Genomic DNA, 24,756 nt, shown 5'->3' with positions numbered 1-24,756 from the left:
TGTTTATCGTGTAGTTGCTTGGCGCGCGGCGCGGCTACACCGCGCCATTGCTTGTGACAGTTGCGTAAGTCCTGAACTCAAAAAATATTTAGTGATAAAATTTATACATGAATAAGCTAAAGCAAATACTCAAAGAGCGAAACTTATCTCACGCTTCTTTAGCTGAAATGCTCAAAATAACACAAGAGACGATTCAGCTTTGGGAAAAAGGTAAAATGGAAATTCCCCCTGCGGCACTGAAAGACCTCGCAATTATTCTTAATTGCTCAATTGACGAAATTATAGGAGTTTCTAAACAAAAGCGTTCTGGTTATCCTGGCTCATTTTTTGCTAAATCAGATATAGATATAATTTATCATTTTGGAGGTATAAAATTTAAACTCCAAGGGCTTCAAGAAGAACTTGATTATCCAATTGATAAGCAGGCAGCTAAGTCTGTTTATTGGTATTTACAAAAACCAGAAGATGAGCCAGTCCATCAGTTTCAGTGGATGGATATTGAGACAATGAATAACTATATAATTTTTGTTAATTTAAAAGCTTTAAAAATATGTGATTTATATACTGATGCTAAAGAAGAATCTCCTATATTCTACCATCCTGAAATTTATCGAGTATTGACTGATTGGGATATTCTTGATGAGCCAAATGCAACTGTTGAAGATATTGCTGCAACATTTAATATTTCTGAGACTTTAGTTAAGGTAATTCAGTCTATTGAAAAGGAGTTACAAGCAAAATATGATAACTGTGATTCATGGGAAGAATTTAGCTACCTTAAAGTCTACTGGCTCGATGGAACTCAAACATCTCATTATTTAGATGAAGAGCTTTATTCAAACTTAGAAACTTTGCGAAATATTGCTGGAGATCCAAGTATATATCCTGAAGCACATCAAGGTACAAGATTTATACAAGAGTATGATGAGGAAGGTAGCACTATGTTTCTGAATCTTGAACATATAATAGCATTAATTGAAGTACCTGCTATTAAATTTTGGCAGATAGCTTGCGCGTTTGAACCTGAACTTTTGAATTTGAGAGATATTTCTCCTTATCTTCCTATCAAGGAATTACATACTTCCACATAACCTGCTATTTATCTAATTTTTATCGAAATGTATAGATACAAAGCGGCTTTTTGTAGACATCACACTTTCTACAAAATCGAAGTTTAAGTCCCACTAACGTATAATGTGTTTATATACTTTGCCGTGAAGTAAGTTTGCACCGAATTACTCGATCATTTCCTAAATCTTCGCTTCCAATTCTTCTAAAGCTTGAAAACTTCCTACTTGCCAACTACGTTCTACGGCAGCAGGGATAATTTCAGTAATCGCTATATCCTCAAAATTAGGACTAGTATCAGATTTTATGTATTTCCCATCTCTCAGTAAATAAATAGAAAGGTTTCCACTATCGTAAACCCATAGTTCTGGAACTCCAATGGCTTCATAAGCATCAAGAGTAGTTTTTGATGTGACATCAGTTTCAATTGCTAAATCAGGCGGCGGATCATCAGGTTGTAAGCGGCGACGACCAATCATTTGCTGATAATTCTGAATATAAAAGCAAGCATCAGGTTCAACTCCTGCAACACCTTGTCGTTTAAAGGTGGTGGAACCAAAAGGTTGATATCTGATATCTTTAGCCTTCAGCAATATTTTGACAATATCAGAAATTAAATCTTTGGGTATTTCATGTTCTGGTAAAGGAGCCATAATTTCTAAAGTACCCTGGCTGTAGGCAATTCGGGTAGTTCTTTTTTCTCCCAATTCTTGTAAAATAGATTCAAATTCTTCCCAGCTAACATCTGGAATTGTCACTATGCTACCAGGCGCTAACTGCATCTGGCTAACAGCTTTTAAAACGGGGATAGCAGCAGTCACGTCGCTTCGCTCCAATTCAAAATTCAAAACTTGTACTGAGCTTGTCGAAGTATTCAAAATTCAAAATCTATCAGGTTGCGGTGGATAATACAGCCCACCGTAACCTTCAGATTAATAGAATGAGTTTAACAAAAGTGGCTAAAAGCGATCGCTCTACACTTTAAACTTCTCAGCAATCCGCTTCATCGCCTCTTCGACATTCTCCCGGCTGTTAAACGCTGATATGCGGAAGTAACCCTCACCCGCAGCACCAAAGCCAGAACCAGGTGTCCCCACAACGTTGACAGTTTGCAGCAACTTATCAAAGAATTCCCAACTGGATAAACCATTAGGAGTTTTCACCCAAACGTAAGGTGCATTCACGCCTCCATAAACTGATAATCCAGCGGCTGTGAGTTTCTCGTGGATAATTTTGGCGTTTTCGAGATAGAAACTCACCAATCCTTTGATTTGTGCTTGTCCTTCTTCGGAGTAAACCGCTTCGGCTCCCCGTTGGACGATGTAAGAAACACCGTTGAATTTGGTAGACTGGCGACGATTCCAGAGTTTCCATAGTTCGACATCGGAACCATTGGCGGCTTTTGCTGTGAGTGTCTTTGGTACAACGGTTAACGCACAACGGGTTCCTGTAAAACCTGCATTCTTGGAAAAAGACCGAAATTCGATCGCAACTTCTCTTGCACCTTCAATTTCATAAATTGAGTGCGGAAGCGACGGATCGGTAATATAAGCTTCGTAGGCTGCATCAAAGAAAATAATCGAGTTATTCGCTTTGGCATAGTCCACCCATGCTTTGAGATATTCCTTAGTAGCAGTTGCGCCAGTGGGGTTATTGGGAAAGCAGAGATAAATTAAATCGACTTTCTTTGAGGGAATCTCGGCGGTGAAGTTATTATCAGCTGTAATTGGTAGATAAACTAAACCCTCAAATTCGCCTTTATCGTTGGCATCCCCAGTATTTCCCACCATCACGTTAGTGTCTACATACACAGGGTAAACTGGGTCAGTAACGGCTATAGTGTTGTTATGACCAAAGATTTCTAGAATATTGCCAGTGTCGCACTTGGAACCATCGGAGATAAAGATTTCGGAAGCATCTATGTCGGCTCCTCGTGCTTGGAAATCTTGAGTAGCAATTTTCTCGCGTAACCAAGCGTAGCCTTGCTCAGGGCCGTAGCCTTTAAAGGTGGTGCGATCGCCCATTTCTTCCACAGCTTTAATCATCGCTGTGCGGCAAGCCTCCGGTAGAGGTTCGGTAACATCGCCAATGCCCAGCCGAATAATTTTAGCATCACTGTTCGCTTCGGCAAAGGCATTCACCCGCCGAGCAATTTCTGGAAACAGATAACCCGCTTTCAGCTTCAGGTAGTTGTCGTTAATAGTCGCCATTATGTAGATTATGAAAAAACGCCCTCAAATAGCTTACTGCTAATTTATGAGGGCGATAACTTTGTTATGGGGAGTGAAGAAGGGAATAGGGTAAAGGTTACAGGGTACAAATTATTCCCTATCACCTGTAACCTGTCACCTATCACCTCTTCCCAATTAGACATTTACCGGCTGTTTATTCTCAGCTGAATAACTGTTGCGATCGCTAATTACAATCTCAGTGAGCGATTCTTGTCCTGTAATCAATCTTGCTCCACGATTACGGGTGAAATAGTTCCATGCCCACTGAATCATTACTACTAATTTGTTGTTAAATTCAATTAAGAAGTAGATGTGAATCAATAGCCAAAACAGCCATGCAACGAAACCTTTCAGCTTCATAAAGCCGAAATCGACTACAGCAGAATTGTGCCCAATCATTGCCAAACTACCATAATCGGTATAAGCAAAGGGTGGCAAATTGTTACCTACAAGCCGCTTTTGGACTAGTTCTGCTACATATTCACCTTCTTGCTTGGCTACAGGTGCAACACCAGGTAAGGGTTTACCATTTTGATGAGAAAAATTTGCTAAGTCGCCAATTACAAAAATATTCGGATGTCCTTTAATACTCAAGTCAGGTTCAACGATAATTCGTCCAGCGCGATCGCATTCTGCACCTGTGCGTTCTGCTAGGACTTTTCCCATTGCGGAAGCTTTTACACCTGCTGCCCATAATACCGTTTTTGAGGCAATTTCTTTAACTTCATCGCCTTGTTTGAGGGTAACAATATCATTTTCAATATTTGTTACCAATGTTTTTGTCTGCACAACTACCCCCAAGCGCGTCAAGGATGCCTCCGCTTCTTGTGATAACTCTGGTGCAAAGGGTGGCAAAATCCGATCCAGCCCTTCTAATAGCAAAATCCTGGCTTCTGAGGTGTCGATGTTGCGGAAATCATTTTTGAGAGTTTGATTTGCTAATTCGGCGATCGCACCAGCTAACTCTACACCAGTCGGGCCACCACCCACAATTACAAAAGTTAACAAAGCGCGGCGTTTTTCTGGATCGGTTTCTTTTTCTGCGGCTTCAAAGGCCGAAAAAATTCGGCTACGCATTTCTATCGCATCTTCTACAGTTTTCAAGCCGGGAGCAAATTCTTCCCAGTTGTCTTTGCCAAAGTAGGAATGCTTCGCACCTGTGGCGACAATTAACGTATCGTAAGGTACTGCTTCGCTGCCTACCATCACTTGTTTTGATTCTGGATCGATGTTATTCACCTCTCCTAGCAGCACTTTTGTATTCTTGCTCTTGCTGAGAACAGAACGCAACGGTGAGGAGATATCAGCAGGAGATAGCGCACCTGTGGCGACTTGATATAAAAGGGGTTGAAATAGATGAAAGTTACGTTTATCAATCAGAGTAACGTTTACTGCCGCTTTGGCGAGTGTTTTTGCTGCATAAAGTCCACCAAAACCACCGCCAACGATTACTACTTTATGGGGTGGATTTTTGTCAAGTGAATTTACCATAAGAAATATTATCGTGTATGCCGACTATTGTAACTATTCTTAACAGATTTGTATCAAAATTGTCATCATATATTTTGTATTGCTCTTTACATTTGAAAAAGTATTAAAGTAATCGAGACTACAGGATAAACAAAATTGTTTAAGAGAAAGGTACAGACAATAAGAGTTTGAAATCTTTCAATTTTTGTTTATCTATGTAGATTTATCAAAGGTAAATGTAGAATTTATGCGAGTTTATTCAGAAATAGTTGACTCTGGTGTTTGTGTCAAACGTGGTGAATGAGTTCGCCGCCAACGCCTAAAGCCATAGACAACAGCAACAAAAATTAACAAATAGGGGCTGTAAACAATTAACCAAATACCCAGTTTCAGTAAGCCAACAGAAAATGCCCTTAAAGAATGGGTAGAGTTATTCCAAGTTTCCTTAACTTGCAAACCCAAAGCAGGTTGAGGGCTGGTACTAGAAACTGCTGCTTCTAGGTTCAGCGTAATCGTGGAATAAGCAACTTGATTTTTGAGGTTTTTCAGTTGGGCATCAATTTGTTCTATGGTTTGTCGGACATTACTCAGTTCTTGGGAAACACTAAGCACATCTCTCACAGAACCAGCCCGATCCATAATTTTTTGCAAATTGGCTTCAGTTTTTTGCAAATTCGTTAATCTAGCTTGGAAATCTACGAGGCGATCGCCCACATCTTCAGCAGTGATATTACGACTCTCAACAGTGCCCAATTTAGCTAATTGTTCTAAAGTAGGTTCTAGCCGATCCTCTGGTATCCGCAATTGGATTGTTGCTGTATAACGCGGGTTGTCGTTTTTGGGTTGTTGTTGTTTCAACCCGATTAAATCCCCTTGCTGTTGATTGATAATTTGCGAAACAGCATCAATAGTCTTATCTACAGAGTTGACAGTCAAAGAGATTGCTGCCTTTTTGATCAGTTGGGGACGAGAACGCGCTATTGGTGCAGCTTCCGCATTTTGGGAAATACTGCTTTCACGGGCACTTAATTGATTTACCCCGCTATTAGCTGCAATTTGAGGTGCAGATTGAGGTGCAGACTTATTTGCTGTCTGTTGGGAAGAGGCGCAACTAGTGAAAATCATCCCTCCCAATAACGCACTTATAAATAAAGCAGATGTGCGCGGTAATTTGGTCGCAGTATACATAATCTACCCCTAGATAGATGAAGTTAACCCTAGTATTACTGAATAAGAACTCAAAGCCTGTATTGTTGCAATTTATGTAACAGGGTTAGTCATTTGTCATTGGGCATTGGGTAAAGGGAAAAGGGTAAGGGGAAAAGGGGAAAGATTAAATTTATTCCTTTTCCCTTTAACCTGGTTGGTGAGCTTGCCGAACCATAACCTTTTCCCCAGCTCCTCTGCCCCTCTGCTCCCCTGCCCAGTCCAAAGAGACAAATTGAATGATTGATAATTCATCTGTGTTACTCAATTTGGGGTACAATCGTAAGCCTGCCAATAAATGACGATGCTTGCTGACAGGAGATGCTTCTATGGCCCGGATGTATTATGACGAAGATGCCAATTTAGACCTTTTGGCTGGAAAAACTATTGCTATTATCGGCTATGGTTCCCAAGGTCATGCCCATGCTCTCAATCTCAAAGATAGTGGTTTGAATGTGATTGTGGGACTATATCCGGGTAGTAAGTCAGTCGCAAAAGCTGAAGCAGCTGGGTTAACTGTGAAAAATGTTGCAGATGCGGCCAATGCTGCTGACTTCATCATGATTTTGTTACCTGATGAAGTCCAAAAAACAATTTACAAAAACGAGATTGAACCCAATCTAGAAGAAGGGAATGTGTTAGCTTTTGCCCACGGGTTCAATATTCACTTTGGGCAAGTTGTACCACCAGCCAATGTAGATGTGGTGATGGTAGCACCAAAAGGGCCGGGGCATTTGGTACGGCGGACTTATGAAAGTGGTGAAGGTGTACCAGCGTTGTTTGCAGTCTATCAAGATGCCAGTGGTCAGGCACGCGATCGCGCCATGTCTTACGCTAAAGGTATCGGTGGTACTCGCGCCGGTGTTCTCGAAACTACTTTCCGCGAAGAAACTGAAACCGATTTATTTGGCGAACAAGCGGTATTGTGCGGTGGTTTGAGTGCTTTAATCAAAGCCGGATTTGAAACTTTGGTAGAAGCTGGTTATCAACCAGAATTGGCTTATTTTGAATGTCTGCATGAAGTCAAGCTGATTGTTGACTTGGTTGTAGAAGGCGGTTTAGCCAAAATGCGCGACAGTATTTCTAACACGGCTGAATATGGCGATTATACCCGTGGCCCGCGGATTGTCACCGAACAAACCAAAGCTGAAATGCAGAAGATTCTCAACGAAATTCAATCTGGACAATTTGCGCGGGAATTTGTTTTGGAAAACCAATCTGGTAAACCAGGATTTACCGCCATGCGTCGTAAAGAAGCTGAACACAAAATTGAAGAAGTTGGTAAAGATTTACGCGCTATGTTTAGCTGGTTGAAAAAAGCTTAAGCAAAAAAATAACATCAGACATCTCCAAAAAAAAGAATGTAGAGACATAGCAGTGCTACGTCTCTACAAGAGTTTTGGTTACAGCATATTTAATTTCTAGAGATGTCTAAACATCATTTGCTTTGAGTTTTGAGATAATCTGCAATGTACTCTCCATAAGTACCGAGCAACATTTGTTCTCGAAATTTGAATTTTAATGTTTTTCCTCGACAGGATAGAGATTTGCACAAGCACCGGGAGATAGCAATTGATTCATATTCAGTGGTTTCGTAGTCCCAGGTAATCTCCTTACGTGCTTCGATATCGCCCAAAGCAACGAAGTCATATCCTCCAAACTGATTGTTTCTTACCCCAGTATTTGGATCGTCACGACCCCTAAGACCCTTGTATAATTACGATACGCTATAGTATATTTTTTAGTTGAATTATATTTTTTCAATGTCATTATTAATAGATGACTTAATAGTTATATACTCTATCAAACTCATAGGAAATAGAATTCCTGGCTTCTTAGTAGGAGGATTTAGCGTGTTGAATACTCTGTCCCAGAATCCCTGAATGCCATAGTTTCCATTAAAGCAAGTGTGATGAAGATCGTGGAAATCTGATGGAATAAAAATTATTGACAAAGAACTATGACCTTCTAGGTTGTAAGCATTGCCTATAACGTTCCATGCACATAGTTGAGTGATGTCATATCCAAATATAAAAATAGGCAAAACGTCAGCGATCGCAACAATAATATATTCAACAAAACTCTTATGCCCAGCAACAAAACTTGATGAGTCGCGAAACTCATGATGTTTAAGATGGATTTTCTGCAAGAATCTTGTGTGTAAGAGCCGATGAGCAACATAAAAACAGAAATCAGCAGCAACTATTCTCATCAAAAACCATCCAAGGTTTAGGAGTAAGCTATTTCCTCTATGAACTTCTGGAGCTAGATATAGCATTATTAATGCTGATAGAAAAGCTTTAATTTCTCCTGTAATGATGCCTTTGACAGTAAAAGAAGGAAATTCTTGATTTTTGACTTTTTTGACTCTTGCCGTTAGCTTATCTCTTAAAACATCGTTACTTTTGATTTTTTTTTCAATGAAAATGCCAATACTATAAAATGAGATAGAACCAATTAACCAGTATAACAGCACCTGCGTTATAAAGTCGATCTCGATATTATTTAAAAGCAAATAGAATATCTGCTGAACAAGCGTGCAACTAATAGCAATCTTGAGATAAAATTCGATATCAGAACAGAAATTCAAAATCTTTGGCATCTCTGTAACCTTATAGTATGTGACTGAGACATATTCTGTTAATCTTTAATATCTTGAACAATCCGAAAGCCAGCGTGCTGATAAAAATTGGGACGGAACCAGTTGCGGTAATATTTTAAAGCTTCTGTACCATTAGTTATCCAACATCCTCCTAACATCATTTGATGTTTATCATCAAAAAATATCGCAGAATTATCTTCATACAGAAAATGAGGCTGATATCCTGGAAGCGGGTTTAAGTTATTACTTAACCATTCCCAAACATTCCCACGCAAATCATACAATCCTGAAGAGCTTTTGGCTGTTTCTAACATCCCAACTGGACTAGGGGAGCCAAATTTTAAATTGAGGTTATAATTTTCTACATCATCTAATAAACTATTACCATAAGTTACTAAATGGTATTCTGCTTCACTCATTAAACGAGTATCTTTCCCTTGCCAACGACAATAAGCCATTGCTTCATAATGATTGACTTCCACAGGCCAATCTAGAGGTAAGTCAATTTCATCAAACATAGCTCGATATTTGTAGCTACCATTTTCATGTAACCAAAATTTAGGGCATTGAATACCGTATCGAGTTTTCCAATTCCAAGATTCTTCATCCCAATATTCTTGATTTTCGTAGCCACCAGCTTTTACAAAATAAAGAAAATCGGCATTAGTTATCAAATATTTACTGGCGAAAAAGGGTGCAACTTCAACAGTGCGATCGCCATAATCAATATCCCATCCATAAGTCGGATCGTCAAAGGCTTTGCCGAGTTTTACTACCCCACCAGCAACTTCTATCATTTCATTTTGAGGAGTGTAACCATTAAAAGGAGCATATTGCCAATTTTGAGGACGTTTCACTCTCTCAATTGGTAGTTGGCGAATTAACATCGAAGAAGTTTCAATGTGAATACGCTGGTGTTCCATCCCCATCATTAAAGCCCAAAGAGGATGATTGGGATGAATTGGCAGAGTAATTGGGATGGTTTTAATTAGTTCAGAAATTACAGAATATGCTTGTTCTCGGTACTCCCAAGTTTGGGCAACTTGCGGCCATTCCAAATGAGCGATCGCTTGGTTTAATTCCTCTGGTATTTCTGGATCAACTCCGATTTCAAACAGGATTTCATAGTTGGGATTGAGGCGTTTTTCTAATAATCCTACCTGAATTAATTTATTGATATAGAAAACAGCCGAATGTCCCAGATAAAAAATTAGTGGATTCCTCAAAGGATCGGGATTTATATAGAATGTGTCTTCGCCAACCAGGCTTTTCAACAACATATCTTCCAGTTGCCAAGAATTTTCAAAGTAATCGAAGATAACTTGGTTATTACAACTATCTAGTTTTGGCGGATAAATAGAGTGAAAACTGTTCATAGTGTTATTTCAATTAATTTTTACAAAAATGTCCAAAATGAAAATTTATTTTCATTTGTTACTGTGCGTCATACTCTGTTTAGGTTACGGAGATGTCTACTAAAATTAAACTTTAAAAAAGCAAAATTTAAGTTTGATAAAGAATTAACCCAAACCACTACCTTACTGCTTTTTAAATAAATAGACATCATCCTGTTGATAAATTAATTTAAATCCTTGGTTATTTTTGAGTTGATTGGGTAACTCTGGATTGAACCCAAGTTTATTTTTCAGATTTTTAGTTCGGATATCAAGTAATACATATTCAATATTTTTACTACTTATATCATTAGGTTTACTATCTGTATTAATTAAATTAATAGTTTGGCGTTGGCTCAAATGAGGAGCAATTCTTGATGTTGTTAAAACGCTTCCTTGGGTTTTAACCAAACTTACTGCTGTATTCAGAGAGTTAAGATTTGACAGACTTGATAAATAACGTGTTACAAAAAATTCATACTTAGCCAATGCCAAAAATGTAATTATAGCCCAAACTATTAAAAAACGCGGTTTTAGCCAACGTCTTTTTTTGTCTTGCTGGTACTGCCATATTGAATACAATAACCAAACAATTAGAAATGGGAAAATTGTTAAAGAATAATGGTGAACTAAGTCTCGCTGTGCTGAATAATCAGAGATAATATTCAGCAAAAACATTGGTAAAGCTGGTATTATCGTCGTCATCTGTCGCCAGTGTAATCCAATAATTACTGGTAATAAAAGTAATAAATAATAAAAGAGTGCTTCCGGTGCAAAAAATTTTCCTAAAATCAAGCTAGGATTAAAAATAATATTCCAAATGATTTGTTTGGGAGAATCACCTAGAGAATTATAAAATACAACCCTATCTGCTTGACCACCTCGAATCATTGGGACGAGATAACCAACAGTGAACAAGTACCAAACCGCACCTGTGAGAATACAACCAATTCCATAAATACGTCGATGCTGGATAAACCACAACCAGACTCCGAAAGCAATTACGGTTAAACTTAAAATATCTTTGCAACTTAGGACTAAAGCAATAGCTATAATTAATTGCCAAGTTCGATTGCTAATTGCTGCCCATGTTGCCCATAATAAGGCAGGGACAGCAATTGCTTCTGGACGGAAATCAGTAAAAAAGTTGGTGTTAAATAAAGAAGGATAGAGTATGTAGGAAATAGAAATTGCTCGTGCATAATTTATAGATAAGCCAGCTTGTAAACTTAAGGCATATATGGGTAAACATCCTAGCGCTAAAGCGATCGCCTGGATTGCAAATAGCCAATGTACATTGGGGTAGATTTTATAAAATGGCACAATTAGATATAAGATAAAAGCTGCATGATCCCCGATCATTTGAAAGCCAGAGAATGATGAAATTGTAGGTAGTCCTTGACTTGCTAGATATACCCATTGATCGAAGAGAGCTAAATCTAAAGCATTTGATTGAAATAATTGATGTCGTAAACTGCTACAAACAAATAAGATTAAGGCACTTATGCCGATTATCCAACTGATATAAATAAGTCCAGATTTATTTCTCACACTATTTGATTTTTTCGCAGAGATGATTAGGATGAATAATCCTAACTATTACTATTATTTCACAAATAGGTATACGTCCAAAAATCTTGATATTTAAAATTTAATTTTAGTTTTTTTGCAGTTCTTGCAAGATTCCTAGAGGATAATTGGCAATCTCATGTCCGCATAAGTAGTTATGATTTCCACATTCATTGCACCCCACCCCACTTGGTAAAGGCAGGGGAGACAAAGCGCAGCTTTAGGGGGTGGGGTGATTCGGGTTCACATTTATTGATTGGGTTTCTTACACTAAGTATATAAATAAATCGGCGTTGCATAAAACAGGGATGAATTATTGAACCGCGAAGATGCAAAGTCGCGAAGGAATTAGGTTTATGAATTCGCAAAAATTAAAAAACATCCCGCAAATATGCAACGCCAATAAATAGAATATGATGCGGTATCTAAATATCTTAATAATAAATATGAATATTTTTTCTTTTCTTGTGGTGAGAGTGATGAAAAAGCGTTAATTAGAGAAGCATACGGCGATGCCTTCACGATAGGCATCGCGGATTTTAGATTTAATCTAATCTAAAATCCCAAATCGAGTTACCGATTCACCGCCGCAGCTTCTCTTGCTGCTGCTGCTTGATCTGGGTGGATACCCAAGCGGGTGAGATTAATCCGACCCTTGTTATCAATCTCGCGCACTTTGATAATCACTTCATCGCCCACCGCTACTTCATCCTCAACTTTGCCAACGCGGTAGTCAGCTAGTTGTGAGATGTGGATCATCCCTTCTTTTCCAGGCAAAAATTCCACAAATGCACCTATCGGGATAATCCGAGTAATGCGTCCTGCATAGACATCTCCTTCATGCAACTTGCGAGTCATGCCTTGGATGATATTTCTGGCTCTCTTGGCCTTGTTCTCATCCACAGCAGAAATTGTGACGGTGCCATCATCTTCGATGTCAATTTTTGCACCAGTTTCCTCTGTAATGCCCTTAATAGTCTTGCCTCCAGGCCCGATGACCAGACCAATCATGTCTGAATCAATCTTGATTGTTAACAGACGTGGGGCATAAGGTGAGGTTTCAATCCGTGGCGTGTCAATGCAGGCGAGCATTTTTTCTAGAATGTGCAACCGAGCTGCTTTGGCTTGGTGAATGGCTTGGGCTATAACCTCCAAAGACAAACCGGAGATTTTCATATCCATTTGCAAGGCGGTAATTCCGGTATCTGTACCGGCAACTTTGAAGTCCATGTCGCCCAAAAAGTCTTCAATGCCCTGAATGTCGGTGAGGATTCTAACTTCGTCCCCATCCTTAATCAGACCCATTGCTGCGCCACTAACGGGTTTGAGAATTGGTACACCAGCATCCATCAGAGCGAGGGTGGAACCGCAGACTGAACCCATTGAAGTAGAACCGTTGGAGGAAAGTACTTCCGAGACGATGCGAATTACGTAGGGAAATTGTTCCTTTGAGGGTAGCACAGGTAATAGCGCTCGCTCTGCTAATGCCCCGTGACCAATTTCGCGCCTTCCTGGAGAACGCATTGGCTTGGTTTCCCCAACTGAGAAAGGCGGAAAGTTGTAATGATGCAGATAACGCTTATGTTGGTCTAGCTGCATATCATCGTTGAGGTTTTGGGCATCTCCAGGCGTACCTAAAGTACAAGTGGATAACACCTGAGTTAGTTCTCGGTTAAATAAACCGCTACCGTGGACTCGCTTTGGTAAGACACCAACTAAACAAGAAACACGTCGCACTTCATCGAGTTTACGACCATCAACGCGAACATCATCTTCGATGATTTGCCGCCGCATGAAGTACTTAGTAATATCTTTAAAAGTGTTACCAAGTGCCTTGCTATTTGCAGTTGCAGCAACTCGAATTGGATCTTCTTCTGGCAGTTCTTTAATCGTCGTGGCAATTTCATCCTTAACTACATCTAAAGCGGCATCGCGTTCGGGTTTGGTGAAAGTAAATTGAGACAGGATTTTCTTAATCTGGCCGCTAGCGCGATCGCGGATATAATTTTCTAGCGTCTGGTCTACTTCTGGTGGTGCTTCTTGCACTATTACTAGACCCAGTTCTGCTACTAAATCTTGCTGCGCTTTGATTAAGTCTCGCACTGCTTCGTAGCCAAAATCAATTGCCTCGATAATATCTCGCTCTGGCAACTGATTGGCTCCTGCCTCCACCATGATTACGCCATCTGGTGAACCGGCTACTACCAGATCCAAATCTCCGGCTTCAATTTCTGCATAAGTGGGGTTAATAATGAAATCATCTCCCACTAAACCAACGCGAACTGCTGCCATTGGCCCATTAAAAGGAATCTGAGCCATCAGGGTAGCAATGGAAGCACCAGTAACTGCCAGCACATCGGGTGGCACTAACTCATCCATCGACAGGGTTAAGGCAATAATTTGCAGGTCATCCCGCAACCATGAAGGGAACAAAGGACGCAGGGGACGGTCTATAAGACGGCTGGTGAGAATTGTTTTTTCTGGTGGGCGACCTTCTCGCCGCATGATCCCTCCAGGAATCCGACCTGCGGCATATAGCCTTTCTTCATAATCTACAGTAAGGGGAAGAAAATCAATGCCTTCTCTGGCTTGCGATCGCGTAGCCGTCACTAAAACGGATGTGTCCCCTGATTCTATCAAAACCGACCCACCTGCCTGGGGAGCTAGTAGGCCTACTTTCAGTCGAATATCCCTTCCATCGAAGGATATTGACTTATCAACTTCTGCCATTCAGTTTTTTTTCCTTCTCTTTCGCTATTCTCTTTCTGTGGCAATCCTAACATTTATGCCTTATGGCTGACTTCTGTTACATACAAAGATAAACAAGTCGTTCAACGCAAAGTGTGATACAGGATTAGCGCGTCTACCACCTGTCCATTCTCTAGCTTCGCCGTGCCCGGAATTCGCCCAATAATCTCAAATCCTAACGACTGCCAAAGTGTAATTGAAGGTATATTAGTCTCAAAGACCAAGTTAAACATTACTGCTTCGTAGCCCAGGTTTGCTGCTATCAATAGCATCGCCTCTCCCATGAACCGTCCTAAACCCTGACCACGTAATCCAGGTTGTACAATAAAACCAGCGTTGCAAATATGGCTACACCGACCGGGAAAGTTTGGCTTTAAATAAAACGCCCCTAATATTTCTTTTGGCTTGTGTGTAGGATTTACAACCGATGTCCTGACAACAAAGGCATCCTTGCTTAACCAGTAAGCTGAAAATTCTGCTTGAGATAGAGGTTGCTTTTGGGGATAGGTTTTACCTTCAATAATTACAACATTGAGTAATGCTCTTACAACCTCCTCCTCTTGAGGATGCATATAATCTAGTTCTACAAACATCCCATTCTTTAAAACTTTAATTAGGGGAAAATTCATTATTAAGAAGTTTGGGCTGAACATTTACTGAAATACTTATTATATGGAAATATTGACTAAAAATCTTTTCAAAAAGATGTAAAAATCAGATAGTTGCAATTTTAATTATTGAGTTTTGGCAAAATATAAGTAATTAGCAAATGGCGATTTTACACTGTAATTGGTTACTAAAAAGTCAAAATGGTTGTTTATTTATTTGGGGTGAAACTTGGCGATCGCCACGAATAAATTTCGAGTCTAATGCTTCTGGAGATATACCACTACACCCATTGGCGATGACATCAGTTGAGTTAAGTGAGTGGTTGCGTTCCCAGAACATGGCAATTACCAACTTCATCCAGCAACCCCAAGTTGCGATGCCTGCGGCAAGCAAAGCGATCGCAACTACTAAGCGAACACGCAAAGCCGCCACTACCACTGAGATCATACCAATACACTCTCAAATCATTGCCCTACCAACTTATATCCCAGAAGGTAGCGATCAAGAAACAACAGCGATTTTCCCTGCACATTCTGCCAGCTTGGGGGAAAATACAGACTCTCCGCAATATTTGCAACCGTGGCGAGTTGAGGGTTTTTGTCTCAACCCCAGCCAAGCAGTAAAATTTCTCGCCGCGATTCCCCTAAATGCTGCTAAAGGGGAAGATGCTTTTTTGGGTGGAGATTTACGCTTTTGGTCGCAGGTTGCCCGATGGAGTTTAGATTTAATCTCACGTTGTAAGTTTTTACCAACAATTGACCGACAATCAGATGGTGCATTTGCTGCTAAGTGGCGAGTACTTCTAGACAGTGCTGTAGATGGAACCCGCCTAGAAAGATTTTCTGGGAATATACCGTTGGTTTGTCGCACTTATCAAGAGGAAGTGGGGATTGGGGAGGAGTTTTCCCAATCCCTACTTTATGTAGACTTTCCCACAGAACCTCAAGAATTACTTTTGGGATTTCTCAACAGTACGATAGATGCCCAAGTGCGAGAAATGGTAGGTTCTCAACCTCCAATTGAAGCTAAGACAATCGCATCTTTACAATCTGGGGTACGACAGTGGTTGCAAGCCTTAACTAGTGCATCTGATTCAGTTAATGCAGATGCAAATGAAGTAGAACGATTAGAAGCGGCACTGAAGGCTTGGATGATGCCGCTACAATACCAATTAACTCTGAAAACTCTATTTCGTACCTGTTTTCAACTGCGTTCTCCAGAGTCTGGCGAAACAGATTGGACATTGGCGTATTTTTTGCAAGCGGCTGACAATCCAGAGTTTTTAGTGGATGCAGCAACTATTTGGAACAATCCAGTTGAAAGATTAGTTTATGAAAATCGGATAATTGACCAACCACAAGAAACATTTTTGCGAGGTTTAGGGGTAGCGTCTCGATTGTATCCTGCGATCGCACCTAGTTTTGAAACCGAATATCCCCAATCTTCTCGCATCTCCCCCATCCAAGCTTATGAGTTTATCAAAGCTGTAGCTTGGAGGTTGGAAGACAGTGGTTTGGGAGTAATTTTGCCTCCCAGTTTGGCGAACCGTGAAGGATGGGCGAACCGTTTAGGTTTGAAAATTACAGCCGAAACCCCAAAGAAAAAGCAGGGACGTTTAGGATTACAAAGTCTGCTGAATTTCCAATGGCAATTGGCAATTGGTGGACAGACTATTTCCAAAGCCGAGTTTGATAAACTGGTTGCTTTAAATAGTCCGCTAGTGGAAATTAACGGCGAGTGGGTGGAATTGCGCCCCCAAGATATCAAAACAGCCCAAACGTTTTTTACCACTCGCAAAGACCAAATGGCGCTTTCCTTGGAAGATGCCTTGCGTTTCAGTACAGGAGATACCCAGGTAATTGAAAAATTACCAGTGGTTAGCTTTGAGGCATCTGGGGCGTTGCAAGAGTTGATTGGGGCGTTAAGCAATAATCAAGCGATCGCATCTTTACCCACACCAGCAGGCTTTAAAGGACAGTTGCGACCTTATCAAGAACGTGGTGCTGCTTGGCTGTCCTTCTTAGAACGTTGGGGCTTGGGTGCGTGTCTCGCCGACGACATGGGACTCGGTAAAACCGTCCAGTTTATAGCTTTTCTGCTACATCTCAAAGAAGAGTATACACTAGAAAATCCAACACTGTTAGTTTGTCCAACTTCTGTTTTAGGCAACTGGGAAAGGGAAGTTAAGAAATTTGCACCAAGTCTGAAAATTTTGCAATATCACGGTGACAAACGCCCAAAAGGAAAAGCGTTTTTAGAAGCAGTGAAAAAGCACGATTTAATCGTCACCAGCTACTCACTGCTTCATCGAGATATCAAATCGTTGCAAAGTGTCTCTTGGCAAATAATTGTTTTAGATGAAGCCCAGAATGTGAAAAATCCAGAGGCGAAGCAGTCAAAAGCAGTGCGGGAGTTAGAAGCGACATTTCGCATTGCGTTGACGGGGACACCCGTAGAAAATAGACTGCAAGAACTATGGTCTATTTTAGATTTTCTCAATCCTGGCTATTTAGGCAATAAGCAATTTTTCCAGCGTCGATTTGCCATGCCAATTGAAAAGTATGGTGATACCGCTTCTTTGACTCAGTTACGTTCATTAGTCCAGCCATTTATCCTGCGGCGATTGAAAAGCGATCGCGACATAATTCAAGACTTACCAGATAAGCAAGAAATGACCGTATTTTGCGGTTTAACTAGCGAACAAGCTGCACTTTATCAACAAATTGTAGAACAATCTTTAGTAGAGATAGAATCTGCTGAAGGATTGCAACGCCGGGGAATGATTTTAGCTTTGTTAATCAAACTCAAACAAATCTGCAATCACCCAGCACAATATTTGAAACAAGCGACATTAGAACAACATAATTCAGCCAAACTTCTGCGGCTAGAAGAAATGTTAGAAGAAGTTTTAGCCGAAAGCGATAGAGCTTTAATTTTCACACAATTTGCTGAGTGGGGTAAATTACTTAAACCCTATTTAGAAAAACAGTTAGGACGAGAAATACTCTTTTTATATGGCAGCACCAGCAAAAAACAACGTGAGGAAATGATTGACCGTTTCCAACACGATCCTCAAGGGCCACCAATTATGATTCTTTCTCTAAAAGCGGGTGGAGTCGGACTAAATTTAACACGAGCAAATCATGTATTCCATTTTGATAGATGGTGGAATCCAGCCGTGGAAAATCAAGCCACAGATAGAGTATTTCGGATTGGTCAAACCCGGAATGTGCAAGTACATAAATTTGTTTGCACAGGCACTTTAGAAGAAAAAATTCATGACATGATTGAAAGTAAGAAACAACTAGCTGAACAAGTTGTAGGTGCTGGTGAAGAATGGTTGACTGAACTGGATACAGACCAACTTCGCAACTTACTAATACTCGATCGCAGTGCAATAATTGATGATGATGCGGAATAAGTTCGTAATCATGTAAAAACTAGAAAGACTATTTGGTGTCGCAAGCTATTAAGATATTGCGATGCCTACGGTGGAGTGTGGGAATCATAAATAATTACCCGGACTTGATATCATGTCATATCCGCAGAGCGATTTCTACTGGGCATAATCGAAGTAAATCAAAGGGATGCCCAATGTCCAATATTGTAATGTTGATGACGAATATTGCAGTATTGATAAGGAATATTGTAATCTTGATAAGAAATATTACAATATAGCTTATCAATATTGTAATGTTGATGACGAATATTGCAGTATTGATAAGGAATATTGTAATGTTGATGAGAAATATTGCAATGTTGCTTATCAATGTTGCAATGTTGATGATGAATATTTCAATCTTGCTAAGAACGGCTTCTACATTTAGGGTGACGAACAATAAAATGGCGATAACTAGTGAGCCAGTATAAGTTAGCGATCGCACCGTACATAACTCTACATCTCATCTTGCAATATTTAGCAAAACTCTGCATCCCTTTCATTTGATTTACCTCAAAATAGAATGCGAGATGCTAAAAATAGCACCTCGCAGACCGTACCGCTTAGTAATGCCATGCTAATAAAGATTAAACAATCACAAAATTGTCCTTGGTTAGTGACAATCCAGCACTTAGTTGTGCAAATTTTACCTGAGTAAACCCAGATGTACTACCATCAAGGTCAAAGAACAGTCCACCTGTAGCGCTGTTGTAGATAAATCGCTGAGTGCTAGTGGTTGCAGATGTTCCGATGGTAAACTGACTTGTCTTAAGTGAACCTATTGATAATCCGCCACCAAAACCAGCAGCCGATACCCGAATCAGTTCATTAGTGGCGTTGAAGTCATAAAGATTATCAACACCTCCATTGTAACTATTGAAAGCAAAGGTATCAGTACCATCATTTCCATAGAGGGTGTCATTACCTTTTCCACCTATGAGAATATCATTGCCATTACCACCATAAAGAGTATTATTGCCTAATGCCTCATAAGCGGAGAGAGTATCATTGCCATCACCCCCAGAGAGTAGGTTCTTGCCTGTTGAATAATCAACAATTAAGTTATCGGCACCAGCGCCACCGTTGAGGGTGTTATTGCCTGACGCTCTGCGATAGCCTCCTTGGCCGACATTATCATACTTGTAGCCAGAGGCGGATAGATAATCATTGCCATTGTCTCCAGAGAGCAGATTATTGCCTGATGAATAATCAACATTCAAGTTATCGTCACCAGCACCACCCCTAAGGGTGTTATTGCCACTGGTGTTCTGAGAAGATATTCCACGGGTAGGGCCATAGGTAGAGCCGGAGAGAGAATCATTGCCATCGCCCCCAGAGAGCAGGTTATCGCCTTCTGATTGATCAACATTCAAGTAATCGTCACCAGCACCACCGTTAAGGGTGTTATCACCAGAAGGATTGCGGCTGTAGTTGCCAGAGGCAAAAAGAGAATCATTGCCATCGCCACCATCCAGGAGGTTATTGCCTCTTGATATATAGCTAGCACTCAAGTAATCGTTACCAGCACCACCCTTAAGGGTGTTATTACCAGAAGCGCCATAAACGGAGAGAATATCATTTCCATTACCTCCATCCAGTAAGTTATTGCCTGTTGAAAACTCAGCATACAACTTATCATCACCAGCACCACCGTTGAGGGTGTTATTACCAGACACCTCATCGCCATAGCCTTCATCGCGTTCAGAGGCGGAGATATAATCATTGCCATCGCCACCATCTAGGAGGTTATCGCTTTCTGATTGATCAACACTCAAGCGATCGTTACCAGCGCCACCGTTGAGGGTGTTATTGGCAAATACCACCACCTCGTCGTAGTGGTAGGAACCAAAGACCGAGATAGAATCATTGCCACTGCCACCATCTAGGAGGTTATTGCCTATTAAAGATTCAGCATTCAATGTATCGTTACCAGCGCCACCGTTGACGGTATTATTGCCAGATATTACATCGCCATAGTTGTAGGAACTAAAGACCGAGAGAGAATCATTGCCATCGCTACCAGAAAGCAGGTTAGCGCCCGCATCACCAACTAGAGTATCATTCCCTGCACCACCAATGAGAGTATCATTTCCCGTACCACCCCGCAGCAAGTCGTTGCCACTTTTGCCGTCGATTTTGTCATTCCCGCCTTGACCATTAATGACATCATCTGAGTTATCTAAACCCGTAATGTTGTTGTCGAGGTCATTAAGGAAAGTCACCGTGTTCTTGATACCTATAGTAGTATCAGTGGAATTGGCATTGAGGACATTAAAGCTGTCGGTGATGCTAGTTTGCCCATCAAACAGGATATTGCCAATAGCTGGTCTTGTACCAGAAGCTTTCAGGTTCTCCAAGTTTTCTAATTTGAAGTTTTGCAAGATAACTTTGGCATCACTCCCTGCTCCTTCAAAGGTGATTTCTAGATTGCTGCCATTCTGGGTGAGCAGCATATTTCGGGCAGTGAAGAGATAGCCCTGAAATTTAATGGTATCCACTTCGGCAATGACTGCTGCCGTTGGGTTTGTTCCTTTACCCACGCCACCGAAATCTGTGATGGTATCAGCATTGTCACCCAAATTGTAAATAAATGTATCCTTGCCGCCGCCACCAGTTAAGGTATCGTAGCCCCGGTTAGCTGTGATGATATCGTTGCCTGCAAGACCCTTAATCGTGTCCTCAGACTCGCTGCCCACTAAAGTATCATTCCCGTTGGTTCCAATGATATTCGCCATAAATTTTACCTACTAAATCAATTTTTTCAGTAATTTAACTGAACAAGGATGATTAAACCAGTTTGCGATGACGCTCGTGCCTCACTAATCCAATTACGTTTTGTAACCGAGATTTTAATTAGGCATCAAAGCCTGTCGCCTGTAAAGACAGGGGAATTAAATCTCCAACTTTGTTAAAAAATCTGACAATTGAATACCTAAAATTCGGCGTTGTTGAATTGAAGTATGAATCTGGATGTAGAGACGTAGCACTGCTACGTCTCTACAAGGATTCTGGTATTATGCAAAATCATTTTCATACATGGAATTAGCAACGCCCAAAATTCACACTCGATATTTGGTTTCTTGCGAGCGTCTAAGTTCTAGTAGAAGAAAAAATAGTCAAGTGTTGTTCGGAAAAGATATTTTTATACCCTCCTTGTAGGCTTCTGTGCATAGATATCTAGCTTGAAAATAGAGAACATCTAAATAACCCAACACTGACCATATACTACCATTTTTACTTAGATATCTTTGCTTAAAGACACATCTTTGTATACTCTTCACATTATTTGCTGATAAATTTATGTAAAAATACCTTGTTTATGTAGTATTAATCTTTTGATAGTTAATCTTGCCGAAGGCTATTACGGACTGATATAACGTTTGTAAACAAGAAACCTGCGAACGCAGAGATTAGTGCTTCCGGCTCTAAAGCGCAAAGCAGTCAAATGACCTCTGTTCTCAAAAATTCTCAAATGCTTGAGACATTGCTAATGGATCTGATGGCTGTGGTTGAGATTAAAGGCTAATACTTCTTAGTAAAGAACAAAATTAGGGTAAAGTTATAATTATTTTATTCGTCTAAGAAGTGCAATGCCTACGGCGGCTTGCGCCTACGGATTTTTTAACCAGTCCTCAATCTCTAGTTCCTTTTACTTTGAGCGAAGCAACCATGACCAATTATACTCTTCAAGCAAGTCGAGAATGGTGGTCACAACAATGGCTAGATTTACTAGATTCCTATCGTTTTAAAAAGCGTTTAGAACGTGCAAGAAATTATGCTCGTCAAGGAAATGTTTTGAGCATTGAATTTAAAGGTGCAAAAGTATTGGCTAGGGTGCAAGGTAGTGAAGTAGAACCTTATAAAGTTTCTCTTTCCCTTGAACCTTTTAGTGATGAACAATGGGGTTATGTAATTGAAACCATGTCTCAAAGAGCAATTTTTGCTGCAAAATTACTAGCAGGAGAAATGCCGCAAAATATAGAAGAAGTATTCACAGCTAATGGTCTTTCAATATTTCCATTTACCCTTGGTGATGTCCATAGTAAATGCTCTTGTCCTGATAAAGCAAATCCTTGTAAACACATTGGTGCGCTGTATTATCAGTTAGGCGATCGCTTCAGTGAAGACCCGTTTGTATTATTTCAATTACGCGGACGCACCAAAGAGCAAATTATCAGCGATTTACGTCAGTTACGTAGTGCCAAAATTCAACCAATTACCACAGAAACGCCAGATATTCAACAGTCAATTCCTAATAACAAATACTCAGTAAAAATTGATTCTTTCTGGCAATACAATGAGCCACTAGAGTCATCCTTGGTAGTGATTGCACCGTCCACAAGCGAAATGGTATTAGATGTATTAGGAGCAATCCCCCTAGCGAAGGAAGAGGAAAATGCAGTAAATTCAACTTCGAGTGATGTGGTAATGAAGCATTTGAATACAGTTTACAGAGATGTCAGTCAGAAGGCTTTTTTAGCAGCGATGAATGTGGGAGGAAGCTGATAATAATTCGTAATTATGAATTAAATTGACTGGAATCTTCTCGTGTTAAAACTCTATGCCTTGATGGTAGAGTATTTACCAATTCTGACTTCTGTATTCTGATTCCTGATTTATTGTCCAAACTCAAGCCTAGCCTGTTCTACCAAATCAGCAGTCACAACATCTTGCCCTGCTTCACGAGCCAGCTGTTCAATTCTGGCTTTAGCTTGAGAGCGGACAAAAAACGGAATATTTTGTAACTTTTCTTTAGCTTCAGATGTCCATCGTAAAGCATCAATAAAATTGGAATCGTTCATAGATTAGTTACCTTGGGAAGTCGCTCACTTTAATTCATAGATTACGATTACTCATTTTCCTATAAAAAAAGCCCTTGCTTTTATGCAAGAGCTTCTAAATTATTTAGTTGTCAGTGATGAAATAAACTTTACAACCTAATCTAGGTCGTCCATAAACATCACTGGCTCAGTATCACGGTTAATTCCTTTCTCAAAACCACCAGCCGCAGCCCGTGCGCGACCAGCGTGCCACAAGTGACCAACTAGGAAGAAGAATCCTAGTACGAAGTGAGAAGTTGCCAACCAAGCGCGAGGAGATACATAGTTGAAAGAGTTGATCTCGGTAGCCACACCACCCACGGAGTTCAGAGAACCCAGAGGAGCGTGAGTCATGTATTCAGCAGCGCGACGAGCTTGCCAAGGCTGAATATCGTTCTTGATTTTTTCCAAGTCAAGACCATTGGGGCCACGTAGAGGCTCCAACCAAGGGCCACGGAAATCCCAGAAGCGCATGGTTTCACCACCGAAGATGATTTCACCAGTTGGAGAGCGCATCAGGTATTTACCTAGACCAGTGGGGCCTTGGGCAGAACCGACGTTAGCACCCAAGCGTTGGTCACGAATCAAGAAGGTCAAAGCCTGAGCTTGAGAAGCTTCTGGGCCGGTAGGGCCGTAAAATTCGCTTGGGTAAACGGTGTTGTTAAACCAAACATAGATGGAGGCAATGAAGCCCATCAACGACAGAGCGCCCAAGCTGTAAGAGAGGTAAGCTTCACCAGACCAGATGGATGCACGACGTGACCAAGCAAAAGGCTTGGTAAGAATGTGGAAAATACCGCCAGAAATTAAGATAAAGGCAATCCAGATGTGACCACCGACTACATCTTCCAAGTTATTGACGCTGATAATCCAGCCTTCGCCACCGAAGGGAGACTTGATTACATAACCGAAGATAACTGCTGGGTTCAATGTTGGATTGGTAATAATCCGAACATCACCACCGCCTGGTGCCCAGGTGTCATACAACCCACCAAAGAACATTGCCTTTGCTACCAACAGCAATGCACCGAATCCCAAAATAATCAGGTGGAACCCGATGATGTTGGTCATCTTGTTCTTGTCTTTCCAGTCGTAACCGAAGAAAGAAGAGTATTCTTCTAAGGTTTCTGGCCCACGGACGGCATGATAGATACCGCCAAAGCCAAGGACGGCTGAGGAAATTAGGTGGAGTACACCAACAACAAAGTAGGGGAAGGTGTCGATGACTTCACCACCAGCACCAACACCCCAGCCCTGAGTGGCTAGGTGAGGTAACAGGATCAAACCCTGTTCATACATGGGCTTTTCAGGAATGAAGTGAGCGACTTCAAACAAAGTCATCGCTCCAGCCCAGAATACAATCAAACCAGCGTGGGCAACGTGAGCACCCAGCAGTTTGCCAGATAAGTTGATTAAACGGGCGTTACCAGACCACCAGGCAAACCCGGTGGATTCTTGGTCGCGTCCAGCGCCGCCTAAGATATTTGGTCTATTAGAGAGCGTTACCACGTGGTAATACCTCCTCAGGGAATACAAATTGTTCGTGGGGTTGATCTTGAGGAGCCATCCAAGCGCGGATACCCTCGTTGAGCAAAATGTT

Annotated in this window: 16 protein-coding genes and 1 pseudogene; 4 read left to right on the top strand and 13 right to left on the bottom strand. The window is 40.8% G+C overall.

The annotated features are described in order from the left end of the window. Positions 1–107: 107 nt before the first annotated feature. Complete coding sequence (locus RMX98_RS33040; RefSeq protein WP_322679428.1) at positions 108–1,091, top strand: helix-turn-helix transcriptional regulator; 984 nt, start codon at positions 108–110, stop codon at positions 1,089–1,091. Positions 1,092–1,250: 159 nt separating this feature from the next. Here the strand turns inward: RMX98_RS33040 and RMX98_RS33035 are convergent, their stop codons facing one another. The 4 genes from RMX98_RS33035 to RMX98_RS33020 form a co-directional block, all read right to left on the bottom strand. After that, a complete protein-coding gene (locus RMX98_RS33035; RefSeq protein WP_322679427.1) occupies positions 1,251–1,889 on the bottom strand; it encodes a Uma2 family endonuclease in 639 nt (212 codons plus the stop codon). Positions 1,890–2,042: 153 nt separating this feature from the next. Then, a complete protein-coding gene (locus tag RMX98_RS33030) occupies positions 2,043–3,278 on the bottom strand; it encodes an LL-diaminopimelate aminotransferase (RefSeq protein ID WP_322679426.1) in 1,236 nt (411 codons plus the stop codon). A gap of 156 nt (positions 3,279–3,434) precedes the next feature. Continuing rightward, positions 3,435–4,790 (bottom strand): NAD(P)/FAD-dependent oxidoreductase, encoded by a 1,356-nt coding sequence (locus RMX98_RS33025; RefSeq protein WP_322679425.1) that lies wholly within the window; start codon positions 4,788–4,790, stop codon positions 3,435–3,437. Between the two features lie 234 nt (positions 4,791–5,024). Next, positions 5,025–5,957, bottom strand: coding sequence for a DUF4349 domain-containing protein (locus RMX98_RS33020; RefSeq protein ID WP_322679424.1), 933 nt, complete (start codon positions 5,955–5,957; stop codon positions 5,025–5,027). A 347-nt stretch (positions 5,958–6,304) separates the two neighbouring features. Between RMX98_RS33020 and ilvC the strand changes: the two genes are divergently transcribed. Continuing rightward, a complete protein-coding gene (gene ilvC, locus RMX98_RS33015; RefSeq protein ID WP_322679423.1) occupies positions 6,305–7,300 on the top strand; it encodes a ketol-acid reductoisomerase in 996 nt (331 codons plus the stop codon). A 425-nt stretch (positions 7,301–7,725) separates the two neighbouring features. Here the strand turns inward: ilvC and RMX98_RS33010 are convergent, their stop codons facing one another. The 5 genes from RMX98_RS33010 to RMX98_RS32990 all read right to left on the bottom strand — a co-directional run bounded on the left by RMX98_RS33010 (position 7,726) and on the right by RMX98_RS32990 (position 14,917). Then, on the bottom strand, positions 7,726–8,577 hold the full coding sequence (locus RMX98_RS33010; RefSeq protein WP_322679422.1) for a sterol desaturase family protein: 852 nt from the start codon (positions 8,575–8,577) through the stop codon (positions 7,726–7,728). Positions 8,578–8,615: 38 nt separating this feature from the next. Further along, positions 8,616–9,953, bottom strand: coding sequence for a 5-histidylcysteine sulfoxide synthase (ovoA, locus tag RMX98_RS33005; RefSeq protein WP_322679421.1), 1,338 nt, complete (start codon positions 9,951–9,953; stop codon positions 8,616–8,618). A 162-nt stretch (positions 9,954–10,115) separates the two neighbouring features. Further along, entirely contained in the window at positions 10,116–11,522 is a 1,407-nt protein-coding gene (locus tag RMX98_RS33000; RefSeq protein ID WP_322679420.1) for a DUF2079 domain-containing protein, read from the bottom strand. Between the two features lie 591 nt (positions 11,523–12,113). Continuing rightward, the gene (locus RMX98_RS32995) at positions 12,114–14,270 is read right to left on the bottom strand and encodes a polyribonucleotide nucleotidyltransferase (RefSeq protein WP_322679419.1); all 2,157 of its coding nucleotides are present in this window, start codon (positions 14,268–14,270) and stop codon (positions 12,114–12,116) included. 101 nt (positions 14,271–14,371) lie between these two features. Continuing rightward, the gene (locus RMX98_RS32990) at positions 14,372–14,917 is read right to left on the bottom strand and encodes an N-acetyltransferase (RefSeq protein ID WP_322679418.1); all 546 of its coding nucleotides are present in this window, start codon (positions 14,915–14,917) and stop codon (positions 14,372–14,374) included. 140 nt (positions 14,918–15,057) lie between these two features. Here RMX98_RS32990 and RMX98_RS32985 point away from each other — a divergent pair, with 140 nt between their 5' ends. After that, entirely contained in the window at positions 15,058–18,318 is a 3,261-nt protein-coding gene (locus RMX98_RS32985) for a DEAD/DEAH box helicase (RefSeq protein ID WP_322679417.1), read from the top strand. A 605-nt stretch (positions 18,319–18,923) separates the two neighbouring features. Here the strand turns inward: RMX98_RS32985 and RMX98_RS32980 are convergent. Then, positions 18,924–21,071, bottom strand: coding sequence for a beta strand repeat-containing protein (locus RMX98_RS32980; protein WP_409881816.1), 2,148 nt, complete (start codon positions 21,069–21,071; stop codon positions 18,924–18,926). Positions 21,072–22,005: 934 nt separating this feature from the next. Between RMX98_RS32980 and RMX98_RS32975 the strand changes: the two genes are divergently transcribed. Continuing rightward, positions 22,006–22,842, top strand: a complete 837-nt coding sequence (locus RMX98_RS32975; protein WP_322679415.1) for an SWIM zinc finger family protein — start codon at positions 22,006–22,008, stop codon at positions 22,840–22,842. A gap of 110 nt (positions 22,843–22,952) precedes the next feature. Here the strand turns inward: RMX98_RS32975 and RMX98_RS32970 are convergent, their stop codons facing one another. The 3 genes and pseudogenes from RMX98_RS32970 to RMX98_RS32960 form a co-directional block, all read right to left on the bottom strand. Then, positions 22,953–23,138, bottom strand: a complete 186-nt coding sequence (locus RMX98_RS32970) for a PCP reductase family protein (protein ID WP_322671257.1) — start codon at positions 23,136–23,138, stop codon at positions 22,953–22,955. 135 nt (positions 23,139–23,273) lie between these two features. Further along, a complete protein-coding gene (psbC, locus tag RMX98_RS32965) occupies positions 23,274–24,665 on the bottom strand; it encodes a photosystem II reaction center protein CP43 (RefSeq protein ID WP_322679414.1) in 1,392 nt (463 codons plus the stop codon). Then, a pseudogene (locus RMX98_RS32960) lies at positions 24,649–24,756 on the bottom strand (photosystem II protein D2); the annotation flags it as partial. The pseudogene RMX98_RS32960 and the gene psbC, both read right to left, overlap by 17 nt.

Origin of the sequence: Nostoc sp. DedQUE02 (assembly GCF_034531035.1) — a bacterium.
Taxonomy (GTDB): domain Bacteria; phylum Cyanobacteriota; class Cyanobacteriia; order Cyanobacteriales; family Nostocaceae; genus Nostoc.
Note: the sequence above shows the minus strand (reverse complement) of the source record. Positions and strands in the feature narration are given on the sequence as shown.